At 61.6% G+C, this 18,096-nt stretch carries 16 protein-coding genes; 13 read left to right on the top strand and 3 right to left on the bottom strand.

All coding sequences use genetic code 11. The annotated features are described in order from the left end of the window. Window positions 1-2 precede the first annotated feature (2 nt). The 5 genes from C5J26_RS09825 to C5J26_RS09845 all read left to right on the top strand — a co-directional run bounded on the left by C5J26_RS09825 (window position 3) and on the right by C5J26_RS09845 (window position 6,282). Window positions 3-1,175 carry a glycoside hydrolase family 88 protein gene (locus tag C5J26_RS09825; RefSeq protein WP_105401590.1) on the top strand — a complete coding sequence of 391 codons (1,173 nt, stop codon included), beginning with the start codon at window positions 3-5 and terminating at the stop codon, window positions 1,173-1,175. Between the two features lie 9 nt (window positions 1,176-1,184). After that, window positions 1,185-2,294 (top strand): ABC transporter ATP-binding protein, encoded by a 1,110-nt coding sequence (locus C5J26_RS09830; RefSeq protein ID WP_046665887.1) that lies wholly within the window; start codon window positions 1,185-1,187, stop codon window positions 2,292-2,294. A gap of 21 nt (window positions 2,295-2,315) precedes the next feature. After that, window positions 2,316-3,047: a DUF624 domain-containing protein gene (locus C5J26_RS09835; RefSeq protein WP_046665886.1), complete on the top strand. Its 732-nt coding sequence runs from the start codon at window positions 2,316-2,318 to the stop codon at window positions 3,045-3,047. Window positions 3,048-3,078: 31 nt separating this feature from the next. Continuing rightward, a complete protein-coding gene (locus tag C5J26_RS09840; protein WP_105401591.1) occupies window positions 3,079-4,359 on the top strand; it encodes a sugar ABC transporter substrate-binding protein in 1,281 nt (426 codons plus the stop codon). Window positions 4,360-4,422: 63 nt separating this feature from the next. Next, window positions 4,423-6,282 (top strand): DUF2264 domain-containing protein, encoded by a 1,860-nt coding sequence (locus tag C5J26_RS09845; protein WP_105401862.1) that lies wholly within the window; start codon window positions 4,423-4,425, stop codon window positions 6,280-6,282. Between the two features lie 40 nt (window positions 6,283-6,322). On the opposite strand, the gene C5J26_RS09850 is transcribed toward C5J26_RS09845, so the two are convergent. Beyond that, window positions 6,323-7,324 carry a substrate-binding domain-containing protein gene (locus tag C5J26_RS09850; RefSeq protein WP_105401592.1) on the bottom strand — a complete coding sequence of 334 codons (1,002 nt, stop codon included), beginning with the start codon at window positions 7,322-7,324 and terminating at the stop codon, window positions 6,323-6,325. Window positions 7,325-7,517: 193 nt separating this feature from the next. Here C5J26_RS09850 and C5J26_RS09855 point away from each other — a divergent pair, with 193 nt between their 5' ends. From C5J26_RS09855 to C5J26_RS09890, 8 genes are all read left to right on the top strand, one after another. Further along, window positions 7,518-8,543 carry an ABC transporter substrate-binding protein gene (locus C5J26_RS09855; RefSeq protein WP_172745812.1) on the top strand — a complete coding sequence of 342 codons (1,026 nt, stop codon included), beginning with the start codon at window positions 7,518-7,520 and terminating at the stop codon, window positions 8,541-8,543. 81 nt (window positions 8,544-8,624) lie between these two features. Continuing rightward, the gene (locus tag C5J26_RS09860; protein ID WP_046665882.1) at window positions 8,625-10,856 is read left to right on the top strand and encodes an iron ABC transporter permease; all 2,232 of its coding nucleotides are present in this window, start codon (window positions 8,625-8,627) and stop codon (window positions 10,854-10,856) included. Next, on the top strand, window positions 10,853-11,914 hold the full coding sequence (locus C5J26_RS09865; protein ID WP_105401593.1) for an ABC transporter ATP-binding protein: 1,062 nt from the start codon (window positions 10,853-10,855) through the stop codon (window positions 11,912-11,914). The genes C5J26_RS09860 and C5J26_RS09865 overlap by 4 nt, the downstream gene beginning before the upstream one ends. Before the next feature lie 28 nt (window positions 11,915-11,942). Beyond that, window positions 11,943-12,764 carry an inositol monophosphatase family protein gene (locus C5J26_RS09870; protein WP_105401594.1) on the top strand — a complete coding sequence of 274 codons (822 nt, stop codon included), beginning with the start codon at window positions 11,943-11,945 and terminating at the stop codon, window positions 12,762-12,764. A gap of 104 nt (window positions 12,765-12,868) precedes the next feature. Next, a complete protein-coding gene (gene ugpB, locus C5J26_RS09875; RefSeq protein ID WP_105401595.1) occupies window positions 12,869-14,173 on the top strand; it encodes a sn-glycerol-3-phosphate ABC transporter substrate-binding protein UgpB in 1,305 nt (434 codons plus the stop codon). A 65-nt stretch (window positions 14,174-14,238) separates the two neighbouring features. After that, on the top strand, window positions 14,239-15,120 hold the full coding sequence (ugpA, locus tag C5J26_RS09880; protein WP_105401596.1) for a sn-glycerol-3-phosphate ABC transporter permease UgpA: 882 nt from the start codon (window positions 14,239-14,241) through the stop codon (window positions 15,118-15,120). A gap of 9 nt (window positions 15,121-15,129) precedes the next feature. Next, complete coding sequence (ugpE, locus tag C5J26_RS09885) at window positions 15,130-15,978, top strand: sn-glycerol-3-phosphate ABC transporter permease UgpE (protein ID WP_105401597.1); 849 nt, start codon at window positions 15,130-15,132, stop codon at window positions 15,976-15,978. Beyond that, window positions 15,978-17,021, top strand: coding sequence for a sn-glycerol-3-phosphate import ATP-binding protein UgpC (locus C5J26_RS09890; protein ID WP_105401598.1), 1,044 nt, complete (start codon window positions 15,978-15,980; stop codon window positions 17,019-17,021). Before ugpE ends, C5J26_RS09890 begins: the two co-directional genes overlap by 1 nt. Before the next feature lie 379 nt (window positions 17,022-17,400). Here C5J26_RS09890 and C5J26_RS33205 read toward each other — a convergent pair whose 3' ends face one another. Continuing rightward, window positions 17,401-17,673 (bottom strand): hypothetical protein, encoded by a 273-nt coding sequence (locus tag C5J26_RS33205; RefSeq protein ID WP_245441134.1) that lies wholly within the window; start codon window positions 17,671-17,673, stop codon window positions 17,401-17,403. 4 nt (window positions 17,674-17,677) lie between these two features. Then, window positions 17,678-18,091 carry a hypothetical protein gene (locus tag C5J26_RS09895; protein ID WP_105401864.1) on the bottom strand — a complete coding sequence of 138 codons (414 nt, stop codon included), beginning with the start codon at window positions 18,089-18,091 and terminating at the stop codon, window positions 17,678-17,680. Window positions 18,092-18,096 lie beyond the last annotated feature (5 nt).

The following is an 18,096-nucleotide window of genomic DNA, read 5'->3' on the forward strand; positions in this document are numbered from 1 at the left end:
TCATGGATGCCGTTGTGCAGATCGCTCCCCAACCGATCACAGATGCCGAGGTCAAGGCAGCGCTCGATCTCGGCGTCGCCCAGATCCGGCGCAATCTGCCGGCCTTCACCTATGCGTCCCAGAACCATTCCAGCGTCGGCAATTTTTATCCCACCGTCGCCAATACCCAGTGGACCGCCGGTTTCTGGCCGGGAGAAATCTGGCTGGCGTTCGAGCATACCGGCGACAAGGTGTTCCAGCATGCCGCCCAGATCCAGGTGCAGAGCTTCCTGCATCGGATCGAGAACCGCATCGAGACCGACCACCACGACATGGGCTTTCTCTATTCGCCGTCGTGCATCGCCGCATGGAAGCTGGTCGGCGACGAGGACGGGCGCAAGGCCGCCATCCTGGCCGCGGACCAGCTTGTCGAGCGCTTCCAGCCGATCGGCCAATTCATCCAGGCCTGGGGTCGCAAGGGTGTCGCGGAGGAATACCGCTATATCATCGACTGCCTGCTGAACCTGCCACTGCTCTATTGGGCAAGCCGCGAGACGGGTAATGACAAATACCGCGACATCGCGCTCATCCATGCGCGCACGACGCTGGCAAATTCGGTCAGGCCGGACAATTCCACCTATCATACGTTCTACATGGACCCGGTTACCGGTGCGCCCGTGCGTGGCGCGACGAAACAGGGCTACAAGGACGACAGCTTCTGGGCGCGCGGGCAGGCCTGGGGCATTGCCGGCATGGCGCTTTCCTATCGCTATGAGCCGATCGACGACTATCGCGACACGTTCGACCGGCTTCTCGATTTCTATCTGAAGAAGCTTCCGGCCGACATGGTGCCCTATTGGGACCTGGTGTTCTCCGAGAAGGACGGCGAGCCGCGCGATACGTCATCGGCCTCGATCGTCGCCTGCGGATTGCTCGAAATGGCCGAGCTTGTCGAGGCCGATGTCGCCACACGTTACCGCGAGCTCGCGCGGCGCATGATGAAGAGCCTTTCCGAGCACTACGCGGTCAAGGATCCGACCATGTCCAACGGCCTTGTCCTCAACGGAACCTATTCGAAAAAATCGCCCTACAACACCTGCCGCGGCGAAGGCGTCGACGAGTGCGTCTCCTGGGGCGACTATTATTACATGGAAGCCCTGACGCGCCTGTCGCGCGCCTGGTCTTCCTATTGGTGAGAGAATCCGATGGCCAGCATTTCACTGAAAAAACTGAACAAGTCCTACGGCGCCCTCACTGTCGTCCATGACATCGACCTGGAGATCGCCGACAAGGAATTCATCATTCTCGTCGGGCCTTCGGGTTGCGGCAAATCGACGACGCTGCGGATGATCGCCGGGCTTGAGGAGATTTCCGGCGGCGAGCTTCAGATCGGCGGAGACCTGATGAACGATGTGCCGTCGAAGGACCGCGACATCGCCATGGTCTTCCAGAACTATGCGCTTTATCCGCATATGACCGTCTACAAGAACATGGCTTTCGGCCTGCAGCTTCGGAAAGTGTCCCGGGATTTCATCGACAGCCAGGTTCAGGACGCGGCAAAGATCCTCGACATCACCCACCTTCTCAACCGCAAGCCGAAGGCGCTGTCCGGCGGCCAGCGCCAGCGCGTGGCACTCGGGCGTGCCATGGTGCGCAATCCGGCGGTCTTCCTGCTGGACGAACCGCTCTCCAATCTCGACGCCAAGCTCCGCGGCACCATGCGTGCGGAGATCACCAAGCTGCACAAGCGTCTGCATGCCACCTTCATCTACGTCACCCACGACCAGATCGAGGCGATGACCATGGCGGATCGGATCGTGGTGATGAAGGACGGGCATATCCAGCAGGTCGACACGCCGCAGAACCTCTATGATCGGCCGGTCAACATGTTCGTCGCCGGCTTCATCGGCGCACCGCAGATGAACATGATGCCGTCCGTGATCGAGCGGCGCGGCGAGCGGTATTTCGCCTCGTTCGACGGGCGGGAACTGCCATTGCCGGCGCATTTCGACAAAAGCCGCATCGCACCCTACGAAGGCCGCGAACTGGTCATCGGCATCCGGCCCGAGAATTTTCACGAATTGCCGCCGGCCGATATCGCGCCGGAAAACCTGGCGCCCTTCGGCGCCATCATGGAACTCGCCGAACCCATGGGCTCGGAAATCCATCTCAATATCGTCGCCGGAGGACGCAGCTTGATCGCGCGCGTGTCGCCCCGCTTCAAGGGCGCGATCGGCGACGAGGTCAAGCTGGTCGTCGACACGACCAATATGCAGTTGTTCGACAGGCAAACGGAGCGCTCGATCCTTTATTAGGCGAGCGGGAGGAAAACGGCCATGCAATGGCTGCGCAACATGTGGACGAAGGAAGGGCCGGGCATTCCGAAGAATGCGCCGAAGAAGACCGGTCTTGCCCTTTTCGCCGATACGTTCGCGCGCGAGTGGTGGGAGATGGTCAAATTGAACATCCTGTTCATTCTGGCCGCACTCTTCGTCGTCACCATCCCCGCTGCAATCGCTGCGACCGCCCGCATTTCGATCGCTTTCGTCGAAGACCGCAACACCTACCTCCTGCGGGATTTCGTCGAAGCGTTTCTCCGGTATTTCTGGCGGGCGACCGCGTGGGGCCTGGCCTTCACCCTTGCGATCGGCCTCGGCGTCTATGCGATCGTCACCTATGCCGCGACCGCAAAAGACAACCTTGTGCTCGCTCTGCCGCTGACGATTGCGCTGATCGCCACGGTTTTCATCGTCGTGGTGGCCTGCCACCTCGTCGTGCTGATGGTGATGCGTGATCTTTCGGCGCCAGTGCTGCTGCGGCTGGCAGCCATTGCATCGGTCGTCCGTCCGCTGCCGGCGCTCGGCGCGCTTGCATTCGTGGCGGCACTCTGGCTCGCGCATATCGTCTTTTATCCGGTGTCCGTGTTCATGCCGGCCACCCTCAACTTTTCACTCGGAATGTTCGCCGTCACATTCGGCGTCCATCGGGCAGCGGTTATGGTTCTAGCCCTGCCAATGGCAATACAGGCGCATCGCGAACCGCAGGCTGGTGACGCTAAGCATATCTAATCCAGAGACACTTCAGGGAAGGAGAACGGAAATGTATTTGGGGAAATTCGGGAGATCGGTGAGGTTCGCGATGGCGGGTCTCGCCATGGCGACGTCGATCGCGGGATCGGCATACGCACAGTCGGGCAATGCCGTGACGCTCAAATGGGCGCTGTGGGATTGGGACAAGGTGGCTTATTACAAGCCGCTCATGCAGGCATACCAGGCCAAGAATCCGAACGTTAAGTTCGAGTCCGTGGACCTCGGTTCGCAGGACTACCAGCAGATGATCGCCACGCAGCTCGCGGGCGGCTCCAAGGATATCGACATCGTCACGGTCAAGGACGTTCCAAACTACACGAACCTCGTTCGCGCCGGCTCGATCTTAGACCTCTCCGGCTTCATGACGGAACAGAAGATCGACCCGGCGTCCTTCGGCGGCCTCGTCGACGAGCTCAAGATCGACGGCAAGATCTATGCCCTGCCGTTCCGTTCGGATTTCTGGGTTGTCTATTACAACAAGGACATTTTCGACAAAGCCGGGGTCACCTACCCGACCAACGACATGACCTGGGCGCAGTTCGACCAGATCGCCACAAAGCTCGCCGGCGGCATGGGCGCGAACAAGACCTACGGCGCGCTCTTCCACACGTGGCGCTCCACGGTCCAGCTTCCGGGCATTCTCGACGGCAAGCAGACGCTCGCGGGTCCAGACTACGCTTTCCTGAAGCCATGGTATGAGCGCGCGCTTGCCCTGCAGAAGGCCGGCGTCGTTCCGTCCTATGCGTCGCTGAAAACCTCCAATACCCACTACTCGGCTTTGTTCTTCAACGGCACGATCGGCATGCTGCCGATGGGTACCTGGTTCGTCGGCACCCAGATCGCCAAGGTCGCCTCCGGCGAATCCAAGAGCAAGAACTGGGGGATCGTGAAGTTCCCGCATCCGGATGGCGTTGCAGCAGGCACGACCGCAGCGCAGATTTCCGGTCTCGCCGTCAATGCCAACTCCACGCACAAGGCAGAGGTGCTCGACTTCATCAAGTTCGTCACCGGCCCGGAAGGCGCGGCCATCATTGCCGGCACCGGCACGATCCCGACCGTCCGCACCCCGGAAGTCACGGCCAAGATCGCATCGCTGCCGGGCTTCCCCCAGGACCAGGCGAGCAAGGACGCGCTGCAATCCGGCAAATCCTTCCTGGAAATGGCCGTCAATCCGAATGCCGCGAAGATCGAAGTTGTCCTCAACCGTGCACATGACTCGATCATGACCGACAACATCTCCATCGACGGCGGCCTGAAGGAAATGACCGACGGCGTGAAGGCCATCAAGTAACAAACGACCCGCGGAGGCCAAGTCCTCCGCGGGTCACTTTTTTCCGATGAAAATGGTTTGCCCGTGATCTACGACCCAGTCCAAGCCAATCCCCTTTGCGGGAACCCTCTTCTTTCCCGAGCCGATCTTGGCAGAGCGGTCCTGGATCTGTTCAAACCGCTTCTTCCCTATTTTTCCGAAGGCGGCGCACGGGTCCGCCTGAGCGCGACCGGCGCGCATTTCGATCGTGCCGCGGCGGACCTCGAAGGTTTTGCCCGACCGCTCTGGGGGATCGTGCCGCTCACAGCTGGAGGCCATGACTTCCCGCATTGGGACCTCTACCGCCGCGGCCTTGCAAACGGCACCGATCCCTCTCATCCGGAGTATTGGGGCGATATCTCCGATCGCGACCAGCGTCAGGTGGAACTGGCGGCGGTCGGTTTTGCGCTTGCCATGGTGCCCGAACACATCTGGGATCCGCTTGGCGAAGGGCAGAAGAAAACCATTTCAGCCTATCTCCTGTCGGCCCGCGACAAGGAATTCATCGACAACAACTGGAAATTCTTCCGGGTTCTCATCGATCTCGGCCTGACGCGCGTCGGCATAAGCTTCGACCGATCGATGATGGAGACATATCTCGACGAGACGGAGGCCTTTCGGCTTGGCGAAGGCTGGTATCGCGACGGGCCGGTCAAGCGCGTCGACCACTACATCCCCTTCGCCCTGCATTTTTATGCGCTGATCTATTCGGTTCTCGCGAAGGCCGATACTGCGCGCGGCGATGCCTATCGCGAGCGTGCCCGTGCCTTTGCCCAGGATATCCGCCACTGGTTCGGCCCGGATGGCGCCGCGCTTGCCTTCGGCCGCAGCCAGACATACCGGTTTGCCGCCGGCGGCTTCTGGGGCGCATTGGCGTTTGCGGGCGTCGAGGCCCTGCCCTGGGCCGAGATCAAGGGCTATTACATGCGCCATATCCGCTGGTGGTCAAAGCTTCCGATCGCCGACCGCGATGGGGTTCTGTCGATCGGCTACGGTTATCCCAATCTCCTGATGAGCGAGAGCTACAATTCGGCCGGCTCGCCCTACTGGGCGCTGAAATTCTTTCTACCCCTGGCGCTGCCCGCCGACCATCCGTTCTGGCTGGCAGAAGAAGCGCCGGCACCCGCCTTTGCCGACCCGGTTCCGCTCAAGGAACCCGGCATGGTCGCCATGCATACACACGGCAACGTGGTCGTTCTCGCCTCCGGGCAGCAGCACGACAGGATGCGCGGCGCCCATGAGAAATATTCGAAATTCGTCTATTCCACCCGCTACGCCTTCAACATCGAGGCCAACGACCGGCATTTCGCGGCAGCAAGTTTTGACGGCATGCTGGGCCTTTCCGACGACGGCGTGCATTTCCGCATGCGCGAGACGCTCGAGGAGGCATTAATCGCCGGCGACAGGCTCTATTCCCGCTGGAAGCCCTGGAGCGACGTCACGGTGGAGACCTGGCTGGTGCCGGCCAATCCCTGGCATATCCGCATCCACCGCATTGTCACGCCGGGCACTCTGCAAGCGACGGAGGGCGGCTTTGCCATCGAACAGGCGGATTTCCAGGCCGATATCGCCAGCCGCGGCGAAGGTCTGGCCGTTTGGTATGGTCAGACCGACACCAGCGCAATCATCGAGCTTTCACCTGCCTTCCGGCGGGAGGGCCATGCCATGAGCCCGATCGCCAATAGCAATCTCGTTCACGCAAAGACGCTTCTTCCCCAGCTGCGTGGACAGGTCGAGGCAGGGACGACACTGCTTGCCGCAGCGGTCATCGCGCTCCCCAATGCCCAGATGGACCCGGCCTTTCTGCAGTCTGTGCCGGCCTGCCCGGATGTGGCGGAACTGGAGCGGCTGTTCCGTGCGCAAGGACAGGTGATCCCCGCCTTCAACCTCGCCGGCGCCAGGTGAAGGCAAGCCACAGCGGCCTATCCAATACTTGCCTGCCGCTTCATCCGCCCCTCACCGATCCGCGCCAGACGAGGTCCGCCTCAAGTCTTCGCGAATTCGTCTGAGCCGGCGTGGCCTGATCGAGCCAGGCCACGGCTTCGGCTGCAATCCGGTCGACGGGTTGGGCAAAGGTCGTCAGATTGTAGGAGGTCCAGGACGCCTGCTCGATGTCGTCGAAGCCGACGACGCAGAGTTCGGACGGGACGGCCAGGTTGAACTGGAACCGAGCGGCATCCATCAAACCACAGGCAAGCAGGTCGTTGACGCAGAAGATCGCGTCCGGCCGCTTCTCGCGGGTGAGCAGCCGCTGCGCCAGCACCGCGCCGCTCTGATAGGTGGTGGAGCCGAAACGCTCGACAGTCACCTCCAGGCCGTGTTCGCGGCCGGCCGCGCGAAAACCCTCCTCGCGGGCCATCAGGCTCGGCGTCATCGCTTCCGAATTGGCAAAGGCGAAATTGCGGCAGCCGGCGCGCAACAAGGCGATGAAGCTACGCCGGGCCGCATCGCGATCATTGAGGTTGATCATCAGGGCGCCGTCGCGATCCTCGTCGCGGTTGATCAGCACCAGCCTTTGCCCGCTCTTCAGGCAAAGATCGGTGATCGACCTTTCCGGCATGCCGGAAAGGATGATGGAGGCATCGGCGCGGTAACTGATCGCCTGCCGGAGCGCCTGGTCGACGCTGTCGTCGGAGCGGTCGGTATTGATCAGCATGGCGATCTTCGAGGCACTCTGGAGCTGGCCGGTGAGCGCCCGGATCAGGCTGGCACGGTAGGGCGTATCGAGCTCGGACACGATCAGGCAGACGATGCCGCTTTCGTTGCGCATCAGTCCGCGAGCGAGGTGGTTGACATGATAACCCAGCGCCTCGGCCGCCTCGATCACCCGTCGCCTCGTCTCCTCCGAAACGCTTGCACCCGGCGTGAACGTGCGCGAAACGGCCGACCTGGACACACCAGCCCGGTCAGCGACTTCCTTGGCGCTGACAAAAATCCTGCGGCTCATCGCCCTCTCCCTTGCCTCAATCAATGCCTATTTTTGCAAGCGAGTGCAACAAGCAGATGACAAGAAATGGCGCCGGTGGTCATATTCTTTAGCAATTTGTTATTGACAAGGCCCACAACTCCATGAAACCATTGCACACGCTTGCAAAGGCGGGGTGATGTGGAGGCGTCACCATAATCTTGGGAGGATAATCATGCGCTTGGCTCTCACAGCTGCCGCTCTGGCGGCCGGCTTGACTATGAACGTATCGGCATCTCGTGCCGCGGAAGAACTCAACCTGATCTGCTCTGCCGACGTGGTCATCTGCGAAATGATGCAGCAGATGTTCCAGAAGGATACCGGCATTCAGGTGAACATGGTTCGCCTGTCTTCCGGAGAAACCTATGCCAAGATCCGCGCCGAGGCGCGCAATCCGAAAACCGATATCTGGTGGGCCGGGACCGGCGATCCGCATCTGCAGGCGGCATCCGAGGGCCTGACGCAGGAATACAAGTCGCCGCTTCTGGGAGAGCTCAACGACTGGGCGAAGAAGCAGGCGGAAAGCTCCGGTTTCCGCACGGTCGGCGTTTATGCCGGCGCGCTCGGCTGGGGCTACAATACCGAACTCTTCAAGCAGAAGAACTACAAGGAGCCCAAGTGCTGGGCCGACCTTCTCGACGCCTCGTTCAAGGGCGAGATCCAGATGGCCAACCCGAATTCCTCCGGTACCGCCTATACGGCGCTGGCGACGCTCGTGCAGATCATGGGCGAGGACAAGGCCTATGACTATCTGAAGAAGCTCAACGCCAATATTTCGCAATATACCAAGTCCGGCTCGGCGCCGGTCAAGGCCGCAGCCCGGGGCGAGACGGCGATCGGCATCGTCTTCATGCATGATGCGGTGGCCCAGACGGTCGAGGGTTTCCCGGTCAAGTCGATCGCGCCCTGCGAGGGCACCGGCTACGAAATCGGCTCGATGTCGATCGTCAAGGGCGCTCGCAACCTGGAGAGCGCCAAGAAGTGGTATGACTGGGCGCTGAAGGCCGACGTGCAGTCGCACATGAAGGAGGCGAAATCCTTCCAGCTTCCGTCAAACGCCAAGGCGGACGTGCCGAAGGAAGCGCCGAAATTCGCCGACATCAAGCTGATCGACTACGACTTCACCAAATATGGCGACCCGAACACCCGCAAGAAGCTGCTCGAGCGCTGGGACAAGGAAATCGGCGCGAGTGCCAACTGATCCCGATCGTCATCGTCGCGCTGCGGCCTGGCCTGTGGCGCGACCGGACTTTCCATGCTCTCGTTGAGGTCGCGGCCTGCCATGGACAATCGCAATCGCAGACTTGACCTTGTCCTTGCCTTCGGCGCCGCGGCCTTGGTCGTTTTGCCATGGTACCGGATCGAGAAGGGTTTTCTGTCATTCTCCTGGCTGGGGGACTTCCCGGGGGCGGCTTCGGCTGCTCCCGGGATGCTGCAGATCTTCGTGCACGGCCGACTCTGGTTGTTGGCCGCCTTGCTGGCACTTTTCGGCGCGGCCGCGGCGCGGTTCGTGACCGACCCGATGCGGCGCGGCGCGCTTCTCGCCTGGGCGGGCGGCTTCGGCATCGTCTTTCTCGCGCTCCAGGGGCTTGCAATCGGCAATACCGGCTGGAACTGGGCGATCACCCAGACGCTCTTCGGTGAACTCGCCGGCGGCCAGTCGTCGATGGGTGCCGGCGCCGTCCTGATGTCCGTGGTCTTCGTCCTGATATTTTCCTTCGGCCTTGCCGAAAGGGGCGTGATGCGCGGCGACGCCTTCGTCGTCTCGACCATCTCCGTGCTGATCTTCCTCGTCGCGGTCTTCGTCTTTTATCCGATCGGCAGCATGTTCATCGGCGCCTTCCAGGACTTCGACGGTTCGGTGAATTTCGATGGATTCAGCCGCAACATCGCCGAATCCTCGATCTGGAGCCTCGATTGTCTTGCCGGCGGCACACGCTGCGGGATCGCCTGGCGCACACTTTTCCTGGCGATCATGACGGCGGCGGGTTCAACGCTGCTGGGTCTCGCCTTCGCACTGGTCGCGACCCGCACGCATTTTCCCTTCAAGAAGGGCCTGCGGCTCTTGACCGTGCTGCCGATCATCACACCGCCCTTCGTGATCGGCCTGGCGCTGACGCTCCTGTTCGGCCGTGCCGGCGTCGTCACCGAGGGCCTTTCGTCCGTCTTCGGCATAGAGCCTAGCCGCTGGCTCTATGGCCTCACTGGCATCTGGATCGCCCAGGTTCTCTCGTTTACGCCAATCTCCTTTCTCGTCCTGATCGGCGTCGTCGAAGGGGTCAGCCCCTCGATGGAGGAGGCCTCCCAGACATTGCGCGCAAACCGCTGGCGCACGTTCTGGCGCGTCTCCCTGCCGCTGATGAAGCCGGGGCTGGCGAACGCCTTCCTGATCGGGTTTATCGAAAGCATGGCGGATTTCGGCAACCCGCTGGTCCTCGGCGGCAGTCACGGCGTGCTTTCGACGGAAATCTTCTTTGCCGTCGTCGGCTCGCAGAACGATCCGGCCCGTGCCGCGGTGCTCGCGATGATCCTGCTCTGCTTCACCCTGTCTGCCTTCCTCGCGCAGCGGCTCTGGCTTTCGGGCAAGAATTTCGCGACCGTTACCGGTAAGGGCGACAGCGGCGCCCATATCGCGCTGCCGCGCCCGGTATCGATTGCCGTCCATGCACTCGTTTTCCCCTGGATGATCTTTACGCTCGTCGTCTACGGCATGATCATCTTCGGTGGATTCGTGAAGACCTGGGGTCTCGACAACACGCTGACGCTTGCCCATTACGCCAAGGCTTTCTCCGTCACCGTCCGCGACGGTTCGCTGGTCTGGACCGGGGTTGCCTGGAATTCCTTCTGGACGACGATGGAGATCGCGCTGATCTCGGCGCCGCTGACCGCTGCCGTCGGACTGGCCACGGCCTATGTGATCGTGCGGCAGAAATTTGCCGGCCGCGAGCTCTTCGAATTTGCGCTGATGATGAGTTTCGCCATTCCCGGCACGGTCATCGGCATCAGCTACATCATGGCCTTCAATCTGCCGCCGCTCGAAATGACCGGCACGGCGCTCGTCCTCGTCGCCTGCTTCGTCTTCCGCAACATGCCGGTCGGGGTGCGCGGCGGCATCGCCGCCATGAGCCAGCTCGACAAGAGCCTCGACGAAGCCTCGATGACGCTCGGCGCAACCAGCTTCCGCACCATCCGCAAAGTCATCCTGCCGCTCCTGAGGCCGGCGATCACCGCCGCACTCGTCTATTCCTTCGTGCGCGCCATCACCTCTATCAGCGCCGTCGTCTTCCTGGTCAGCGCCCAGTACAACATGGCGACCTCCTATATCGTCGGGCTGGTCGAAAACGGCGAATACGGCGTGGCAATCGCCTATTCCTCCATGCTGATCGTGGTGATGATCGCTGTCATTACCGGCTTTCAGCTGATCGTCGGCGAACGGCGGCTAAGGCGCGAAAACCGCATCTCGGCCGAGTTCGCCCGTGTCCCGACGTCCCTCCCGCAGGAGAAAATCGCATGAGACCCGCCAATGCCGGATCGGTCGTTTTCCAGAACGTCCGCAAGACCTTCGGCGCATTCACGGCCATTCACGACCTGTCGCTGACCGTCGAGCCCGGCACGCTGGTGACACTGCTCGGCCCCTCCGGCTGCGGCAAGACCACGACGCTGCGCATGCTCGCCGGCCTCGAACACCCGGCCTCCGGCCGCATTCTGATCGGCGGCAAGGACGTCACCATGCTGCCGGCCAATGAGCGGGACGTCTCGATGGTCTTCCAGTCCTACGCCCTTTTCCCGCACATGACGTCGCTCGACAATATCGCCTACGGGCTGGAGTCATCGGGGCTGAGCCGGAGGCAAGCGCGTGAAAAGGCCGAGCACGGGCTCGAACTCGTCGGCCTTGCCGGAATGGGGCGTCGTCTTCCCGCCGAACTGTCCGGCGGCCAGCAGCAGCGCGTCGCCGTTGCTCGCGCGCTGGTCCTCGAACCCCAGGTCCTGCTGCTCGACGAGCCGCTATCCAACCTCGATGCCCGGCTGCGCCGTCGCGTCCGCACCGAGATCCGCGAGCTTCAGCAGCGCCTGCAGTTCACCGCCGTCTACGTCACCCACGACCAGGACGAGGCGCTGGCGGTCTCCGACAAGATCATCGTCATGAAAGACGGCGGCATCGCCCAGGAGGGCAGCCCGCGTGAGCTTTACGAGGCGCCCGCCTCATCCTTCATCGCCGACTTCATCGGCGAGGCGAATGTCGTGGATTGCGAGATCATCGACATCTCGGGCGCGCAGGCGACCGTCAGCATCGAGGGACTGCGCCACGTCGTGCCGGCACGCGGGGCAAGGCCCGGCCGCGGCAAGCTTGCGGTGAGACCGAGCGCCATCACCGTCGAACCCGCCGAAAGCGCCGCCTTTTCCGGGCGGATCAGCCACACGGCCTATCTCGGGGATCATATCGAATACGAGGCGGAAACGAGCGGCGGGACGTTGTTCATCGTCGACCCGTCGGTCGACCGCCCTCTTCCTCCCGGCACACAGGTTGCCATCGGCCTCAAGAGCCGCGGCATCGCCATCATCGCGGAATGAGAGTCTTTGAACAGGGGCATGTTTCTTCATGAATAATAACGAGCAGCACATCAAGGATCGCCACGCGCTTGCCGAAAAGATCGCGCGGGAAGCGGGAAAGGTCGCGTTCGACTATTTCAGCCGGCGCGAAACATTGGTCATCGAAACCAAGGGCGATCCGCAGGATGTCGTCTCGATCGCCGACCGGGAGGTGGAAAACCTCATCCGCGACCGGGTGTCCGACACATTCGCGGACGACGGCTTCCTGGGCGAGGAATACGGGCTTGCCGAAGGCAGTTCCGGCTATACCTGGGTCGTCGATCCGATCGACGGCACTAGCCCCTTTGTCAGCGGCATGCCGAACTGGTGCGTCTCGATCGCCGTTCTCCATGACAAGAAGCCGGTCGTCGGCGTGATTTTCGTGCCCTGTTACGAAGAAATCTATTCCGCAGCGGCCGGACAGGGCGCCACGTTGAACGGCAAGCGGCTTTCGCTCGATGGCCGCAAGACGATCCGCAACGGGCTGACTGGCATCGGCGCCAACCACCATGTCACGCCGGCCGCGGTCGGCAAGATCGTCAACGATCTCCTCGAAGGCGGCGGCAATTTCGTCCGGCTGGGATCGGGTGCGCTCATGCTCGCCTATGTCGCCGCCGGCCGGCTGGTCGGCTATTATGAGCCCTATATGCACGCCTGGGACTGCCTCGGCGGCTATTGCATCGTCGAGGAGGCGGGCGGCTGGTTCCTGCCCTTCCCCACCGAAGGCGGGCGGCTGACCAAGGGTGCGCCGGTGCTTGCCGCCGGCCCGGGCGCCGTCAGCGATCTCAAACGCATCGCCGGTGTCGGCGCAGGGGATTCGGCGGCTGCGTAACCGCTTCATTCACGCGTCGTCCGAGCCATAAGGTCCGGCGGCGCGCAGAAAAGGGTCCTCGTCGGACCTTATCTTCGGTTCATGGTCAAGGGAGGAAAACATCCATGAAAATCGTTCTTGCTTCAGCAATTGCCGCAACCACATCGCTGCTCATGGCGTCGAGCGCGATGGCCGTCACCGAAATCCAATGGTGGCACGCCATGACCGGCGCCAACAACGAGGTCGTCGAGCAGCTTTCCAAGGAATTCAACGAAGGCCAGAAGGACTACAAGATCGTTCCGGTCTTCAAGGGCAGCTATCCGGAAACCCTGAATGCCGGTATTGCCGCCTTCCGTGCCAAGCAGCCGCCGGCGATCATCCAGGTGTTCGACGCGGGTAGCGGCGTGATGATGGGCGCCCAGGGCGCCATCGTGCCGGTCGCCGACGTGCTGACCAAGGGCGGCTACAAATTCGACAAGTCGCAATACCTGCCGGGCATCGTCGCCTATTACTCGAAGCCGGACGGCACCATGCTGTCCTTCCCTTACAATTCCTCGTCGCCGATCCTCTATTACAACAAGGATATCTTCCAGAAGGCCGGCCTCGATGCCGCCAACCCGCCGAAAACCTGGCCGCAGGTGTTCGAGGCAGCCAAGAAGATCAAGACCAGTGGGGCGGCCCCCTGCGGCATGACCTCGACCTGGCTCACCTGGATCCAGACCGAGAATCTCGCCGCCTGGAACAACGTCTCCTATGGCAGCAACGAAAATGGGCTGGCCGGCGTGGACGTGAAGCTTGCCGTCAACTCCGAGTTCTTCGTCAAGCACTTCCAGTCGATCGCCGATCTCGGCAAGGACGGCACCTTCCGCTATGGCGGCCGCACTTCGGAAGCCAAGCAGCTCTTCACGTCGGGCGAATGCGGTATCATGACGGAATCCTCCGGCGGTCTCGGCGACATCATCAAGACCGGCATGAACTACGGCATCGGCCAGCTTCCCTATTACGAGGGCGCCGGCCGGCCGCAGAACACCATTCCCGGCGGCGCCAGCCTCTGGGTCTTCGCCGGCAAGAGCGATGCGGAATACAAGGGCACTGCGGAGTTCTTCAATTTCCTGTCGCAGACCAAGATCCAGGCCCGCCTGCACCAGGTTTCCGGCTATATGCCGGTGACGATGGCCGCTTATGACGACACCAAGAAGTCCGGCTTCTACGACAAGAACCCCGGCCGCCAGGCGCCGCTCCTGCAGATGATGGGCAAGGCGCCGACCGAAAACTCAAAGGGTGTCCGCCTCGTCAACCTGCCGCAGGTCCGCGACATCATGAACGAGGAGTTCGAGTCGATGCTGGCCGGAAAACAGGATGCCAAGACGGCGCTCAACAAGGTTGTCGAACGCGGCAATGCTGCGATCCAGCAGGCAATCGGCAAGTAAGCAGCCAGGGCCGTCCGCGTCAGCCGATGCGGACGGCCTCATTCGCATTCCAAGGGAGCCCGCCCGTGCAAAGCGTCGTCTTTCCGAACAAGATCCTGCCCTATTTCCTGGTCGCGCCGCAGATCGTCCTGACAATCATCTTCTTCTTCTGGCCCGCAAGCCAGGCGCTCTATCAATCGGCGATGCGGGAAGACCCGTTCGGCCTGCAGAGCAGTTTCGTCGGATTGGCAAATTTCCGGTTGATCCTGTCGGACGAGAATTACCTTCATGCGCTGCAGGTGACGATCGTCTTCAGCGTCGCGACCGCCCTGCTCTCGATGGGCCTGGCGCTGCTGCTGGCGACGGCGGCGGATCTGGTTGTGCGCGGCAAGGGCTTCTACCGCACCATGATGATCATTCCCTATGCCGTGGCGCCGGCCGTTGCCGGCATGCTGTGGCTGTTCATGTTCAATCCGGCCATGGGGACGCTCGCCTATCTTCTCAGACGCAATGGCATTGCCTGGGACCCATTGCTCAACGGCGATCAGGCGATGGTGCTGGTCGTGGTTGCCGCCGCCTGGAAGCAGATCAGCTACAATTTCCTGTTCTTCGTCGCCGGCCTGCAGGCCATCCCGAAATCGCTGCTGGAGGCCGCCGCAATCGACGGCGCCCGCGGCAGCCGCCGTTTCTGGACCATCGTCTTCCCGCTTCTCGCGCCGACGACCTTCTTCCTGCTTGTCGTCAACACCGTCTACGCATTCTTCGACACGTTCGGCATCATCCATTCGGTGACCGGCGGCGGGCCTGCCAAGGCGACCGAGACGCTCGTCTACAAGGTCTACAACGACGGTTTCGTGAACCTCAATCTCGGCTCGTCCGCCGCCCAGTCGGTGGTGCTGATGGTCATCGTCATCGCGCTGACGGCTTTCCAGTTCCGCTTCGTCGAGCGGCGCGTGCATTATGGTTGAGGTGATCCGATGATTGAGAACCGCCCGCTCGCCACCCTCATGGGGCACCTGATGCTGATCCTCGGCATCGTTATCGTTGCCTTTCCGATCTATTATACCTTCATCGCTTCGACGGCGACGTCGAGCGCCATCATCCGTCCGCCGCTGTCGCTGCTGCCCGGCGGCCACATGATGGAGAACTACACCGAATCCATCTCCGGCGGCGTCGAGCGCGTGGTCGGGGTGAGCCTCGAGCGGCTGTTGTTCAACAGCTTCGTGGTGGCGATCGCGATTGCCATCGGCAAGATCGTCATCTCCTTCCTGTCGGCTTTTGCGATCGTCTTCTTCCGTTTTCCCTTCCGCATGGGCTTCTTCTGGATGATCTTCATCACCCTGATGCTGCCGGTCGAAGTGCGCATCCTGCCGACCTACAAGGTCATCGTCGATCTCGGCCTGATCGACACCTATGCGGGGCTGACGCTGCCGCTGATGGCCTCTGCCACCGCCACTTTTCTTTTCCGGCAGTTCTTCCTGACGATCCCGGGCGAGATGGTCGAGGCTGCCCGCATCGACAATGCCGGGCCGTTCCGCTTCATGCGCGACATCCTTTTACCGCTGTCGACGACCAATATCGCGGCACTCTTCGTCATCCTGTTCATCTACGGCTGGACGCAATACCTGTGGCCGCTGCTGGTCACCAATGACGCGAAGATGAACACGATCATCATCGGCCTGCGCCGCATGGTCGATTTCGCGGATGCCTCAACCCCCTGGAACTACGTCATGGTCACCGCGATCCTGGCGATCATTCCTCCCGTCATCGTCGTGGTGCTGATGCAGCGCTGGTTCGTCAAAGGTTTGGTGGAGACCGAGAAGTAATGGCAAGAATTGAACTGAAGGACGTCCGCAAGGTCTATGGCGGCAATATCGAGGCGATCAAGGGCGTATCGCTCGATATCGAAGACGGCGAGATGATCGTGCTGGTCGGCCCGTCGGGCTGCGGAAAATCCACCCTTCTGCGCATGGTGGCGGGTCTCGAAGGCATTTCGTCTGGCGAGGTGACGATTGCCGACAAGCGGGTCAACGAACTGGAACCGGCAGAGCGGGACATCGCCATGGTTTTCCAGAACTACGCGCTTTATCCGCATATGACCGTGCGACAGAACCTCGCCTACGGCCTCAAGAACCGCAACACGCCGAAGGATGAGATCGACCGCCGCATCACCGAGGCGGCGCGTGCGCTGGAGATCGAGCCGTTCCTCGCACGCAAGCCGCGCCAGTTGTCCGGCGGCCAGCGCCAGCGTGTCGCCATGGGCCGCGCCATCGTGCGCAAGCCGGCAGCCTTCCTGTTCGACGAACCGCTCTCCAACCTCGACGCCAAGCTGCGCGTCCAGATGCGGGTCGAGATCCGCCGCCTGCAGCGTTCGCTCGCCACGACCTCGATCTACGTCACCCACGACCAGATGGAGGCGATGACGCTGGCGGACCGGCTGGTCGTCTTGAATGCCGGCCGGATCGAGCAGGTCGGCACGCCGATCGAACTCTATGAAAAGCCCGAGACCACTTTCGTCGCCACCTTCATCGGCTCGCCGTCCATGAACCTCATGAAACTCGGCAACGGCGCCGGCTGGAAGATGTCGCCCGAGGCGCGACTGCCCAACAGTGCCGCCACGATCGGCATCCGCCCGGAGGACATCGTGATCGCCAATGGCAACGTTGCCGGCCCCGTCAGGGCCGAAGTCCAGGTGGCGGCGGTCGAACTGGTTGGCGCCGAAAGCTACGTCCATGCCCTGACCGCCGACGGCAGTCCCGTCGTCTTCCGCGTCCCAGGCCGCTCCGCCATCCAGATCGGCGAGACCATGGCCCTGACCGCCGACGCCGCCCGCTTCCATCTGTTCGATGCCGCCGGAAAGAGGGTTTGACGGTCGGCCAACACTCGTACCGTGGAAGATCGCCGGCTGTGGCGCGCAACATGTCATCGTGAAGCCCCAGGGTCAGTACCCCGGATCTTACGGCACAGGCAGCGTTCGAACCGCTCCGGCATCCAATTCAGGTGTGCATTTTGCAGCCCAAGCGTGCCATGCTTTCTGCCGCCAATTGGCTACATGGGCAGAAACTGGCAACTTCGGCAGAAGGAACCACTGTGGCCTTGAGCGACCCGAAAACGAAAAGGGTGGCGTGCGCACTTCCCGCCCGGACAGGTGAAAGCATTACCGTCGCAATGCGTGCGGCGCTGATGGAGCGGTTGCGTTGCACCAGCTCGACGCCCAGAAGGCAGCGCTGCTGGTGGATCTTGCGGACTTATGTAGCAAATGCCACCAGATTCCAGCCGTGGACATCGATGCCGAAATTTGCGTCTCCGCACAGCCCATTTCTAAAAATCGGAATTCTGCGCCGTCCCTGTACAAATGTTGCCGCGCCTCTAAGTCTGAAAGTTTTCATAACTGCCTCATTAATTTTGAAAAGTTTTCGTTCTCTCAATTTTGCCGTTGTTAAGGTCGGGACGCCCTGATCAGGACTCTCGACTTCGCGCAGCGCTACGCGCATGCCGACGTCGCGGAGGCGGATGGTCACCTCACTACTTCAGCACCGTCACGTTCATCGTAGTGTCTGCGATTTTCCCATCCCCGTAGGGCGATCTCAGCACGAAACTGTCCTCTCCGACATAGCCCGCTTTGGCGGTATAATAAGCAACCAGGCCCATGACTTTAACGGTGCGGCACCGCTCAAGTTTTCCTGACGAGGTCGGGAAGACCGATTGACGGACGATTTCGACGCGTCCGTGTTTGGGCGCTTCGACGATGCGGACAACCGGTACGTCAGCCAAACTGCAATCGTTGTTGATATGCCAGTGCTGGCCCAGCTTTGTCCGGACACCGCTCATGACGGTTCTGGAGAGGGACTGCTTTTTGAAACTGTCGGAAGCCTCCGCCAGTCCGCTTGCCCCGATGGAAAACACGGCAAGCGTGAAAGCGGCAATCATATTTCTCATCATCT

Source organism: Neorhizobium sp. T7_12, from assembly GCF_002968535.1.
Taxonomy (GTDB): Bacteria; Pseudomonadota; Alphaproteobacteria; order Rhizobiales; family Rhizobiaceae; genus Neorhizobium; species Neorhizobium tomejilense.

Bases quoted from the DNA above. Each gene is read 5' to 3' on its own strand.
- C5J26_RS09825 (WP_105401590.1), top strand. From the start codon at position 3: ATGGATGCCGTTGTGCAGATCGCTCCCCAACCGATCACAGATGCCGAG.
- C5J26_RS09830 (WP_046665887.1), top strand. From the start codon at position 1,185: ATGGCCAGCATTTCACTGAAAAAACTGAACAAGTCCTACGGCGCCCTC.
- C5J26_RS09835 (WP_046665886.1), top strand. From the start codon at position 2,316: ATGCAATGGCTGCGCAACATGTGGACGAAGGAAGGGCCGGGCATTCCG.
- C5J26_RS09840 (WP_105401591.1), top strand. From the start codon at position 3,079: ATGTATTTGGGGAAATTCGGGAGATCGGTGAGGTTCGCGATGGCGGGT.
- C5J26_RS09850 (WP_105401592.1), bottom strand. From the start codon at position 7,324: ATGAGCCGCAGGATTTTTGTCAGCGCCAAGGAAGTCGCTGACCGGGCT.
- C5J26_RS09855 (WP_172745812.1), top strand. From the start codon at position 7,518: ATGCGCTTGGCTCTCACAGCTGCCGCTCTGGCGGCCGGCTTGACTATG.
- C5J26_RS09860 (WP_046665882.1), top strand. From the start codon at position 8,625: ATGGACAATCGCAATCGCAGACTTGACCTTGTCCTTGCCTTCGGCGCC.
- C5J26_RS09865 (WP_105401593.1), top strand. From the start codon at position 10,853: ATGAGACCCGCCAATGCCGGATCGGTCGTTTTCCAGAACGTCCGCAAG.
- C5J26_RS09870 (WP_105401594.1), top strand. From the start codon at position 11,943: ATGAATAATAACGAGCAGCACATCAAGGATCGCCACGCGCTTGCCGAA.
- ugpB (WP_105401595.1), top strand. From the start codon at position 12,869: ATGAAAATCGTTCTTGCTTCAGCAATTGCCGCAACCACATCGCTGCTC.
- ugpE (WP_105401597.1), top strand. From the start codon at position 15,130: ATGATTGAGAACCGCCCGCTCGCCACCCTCATGGGGCACCTGATGCTG.
- C5J26_RS09890 (WP_105401598.1), top strand. From the start codon at position 15,978: ATGGCAAGAATTGAACTGAAGGACGTCCGCAAGGTCTATGGCGGCAAT.
- C5J26_RS09895 (WP_105401864.1), bottom strand. From the start codon at position 18,091: ATGAGAAATATGATTGCCGCTTTCACGCTTGCCGTGTTTTCCATCGGG.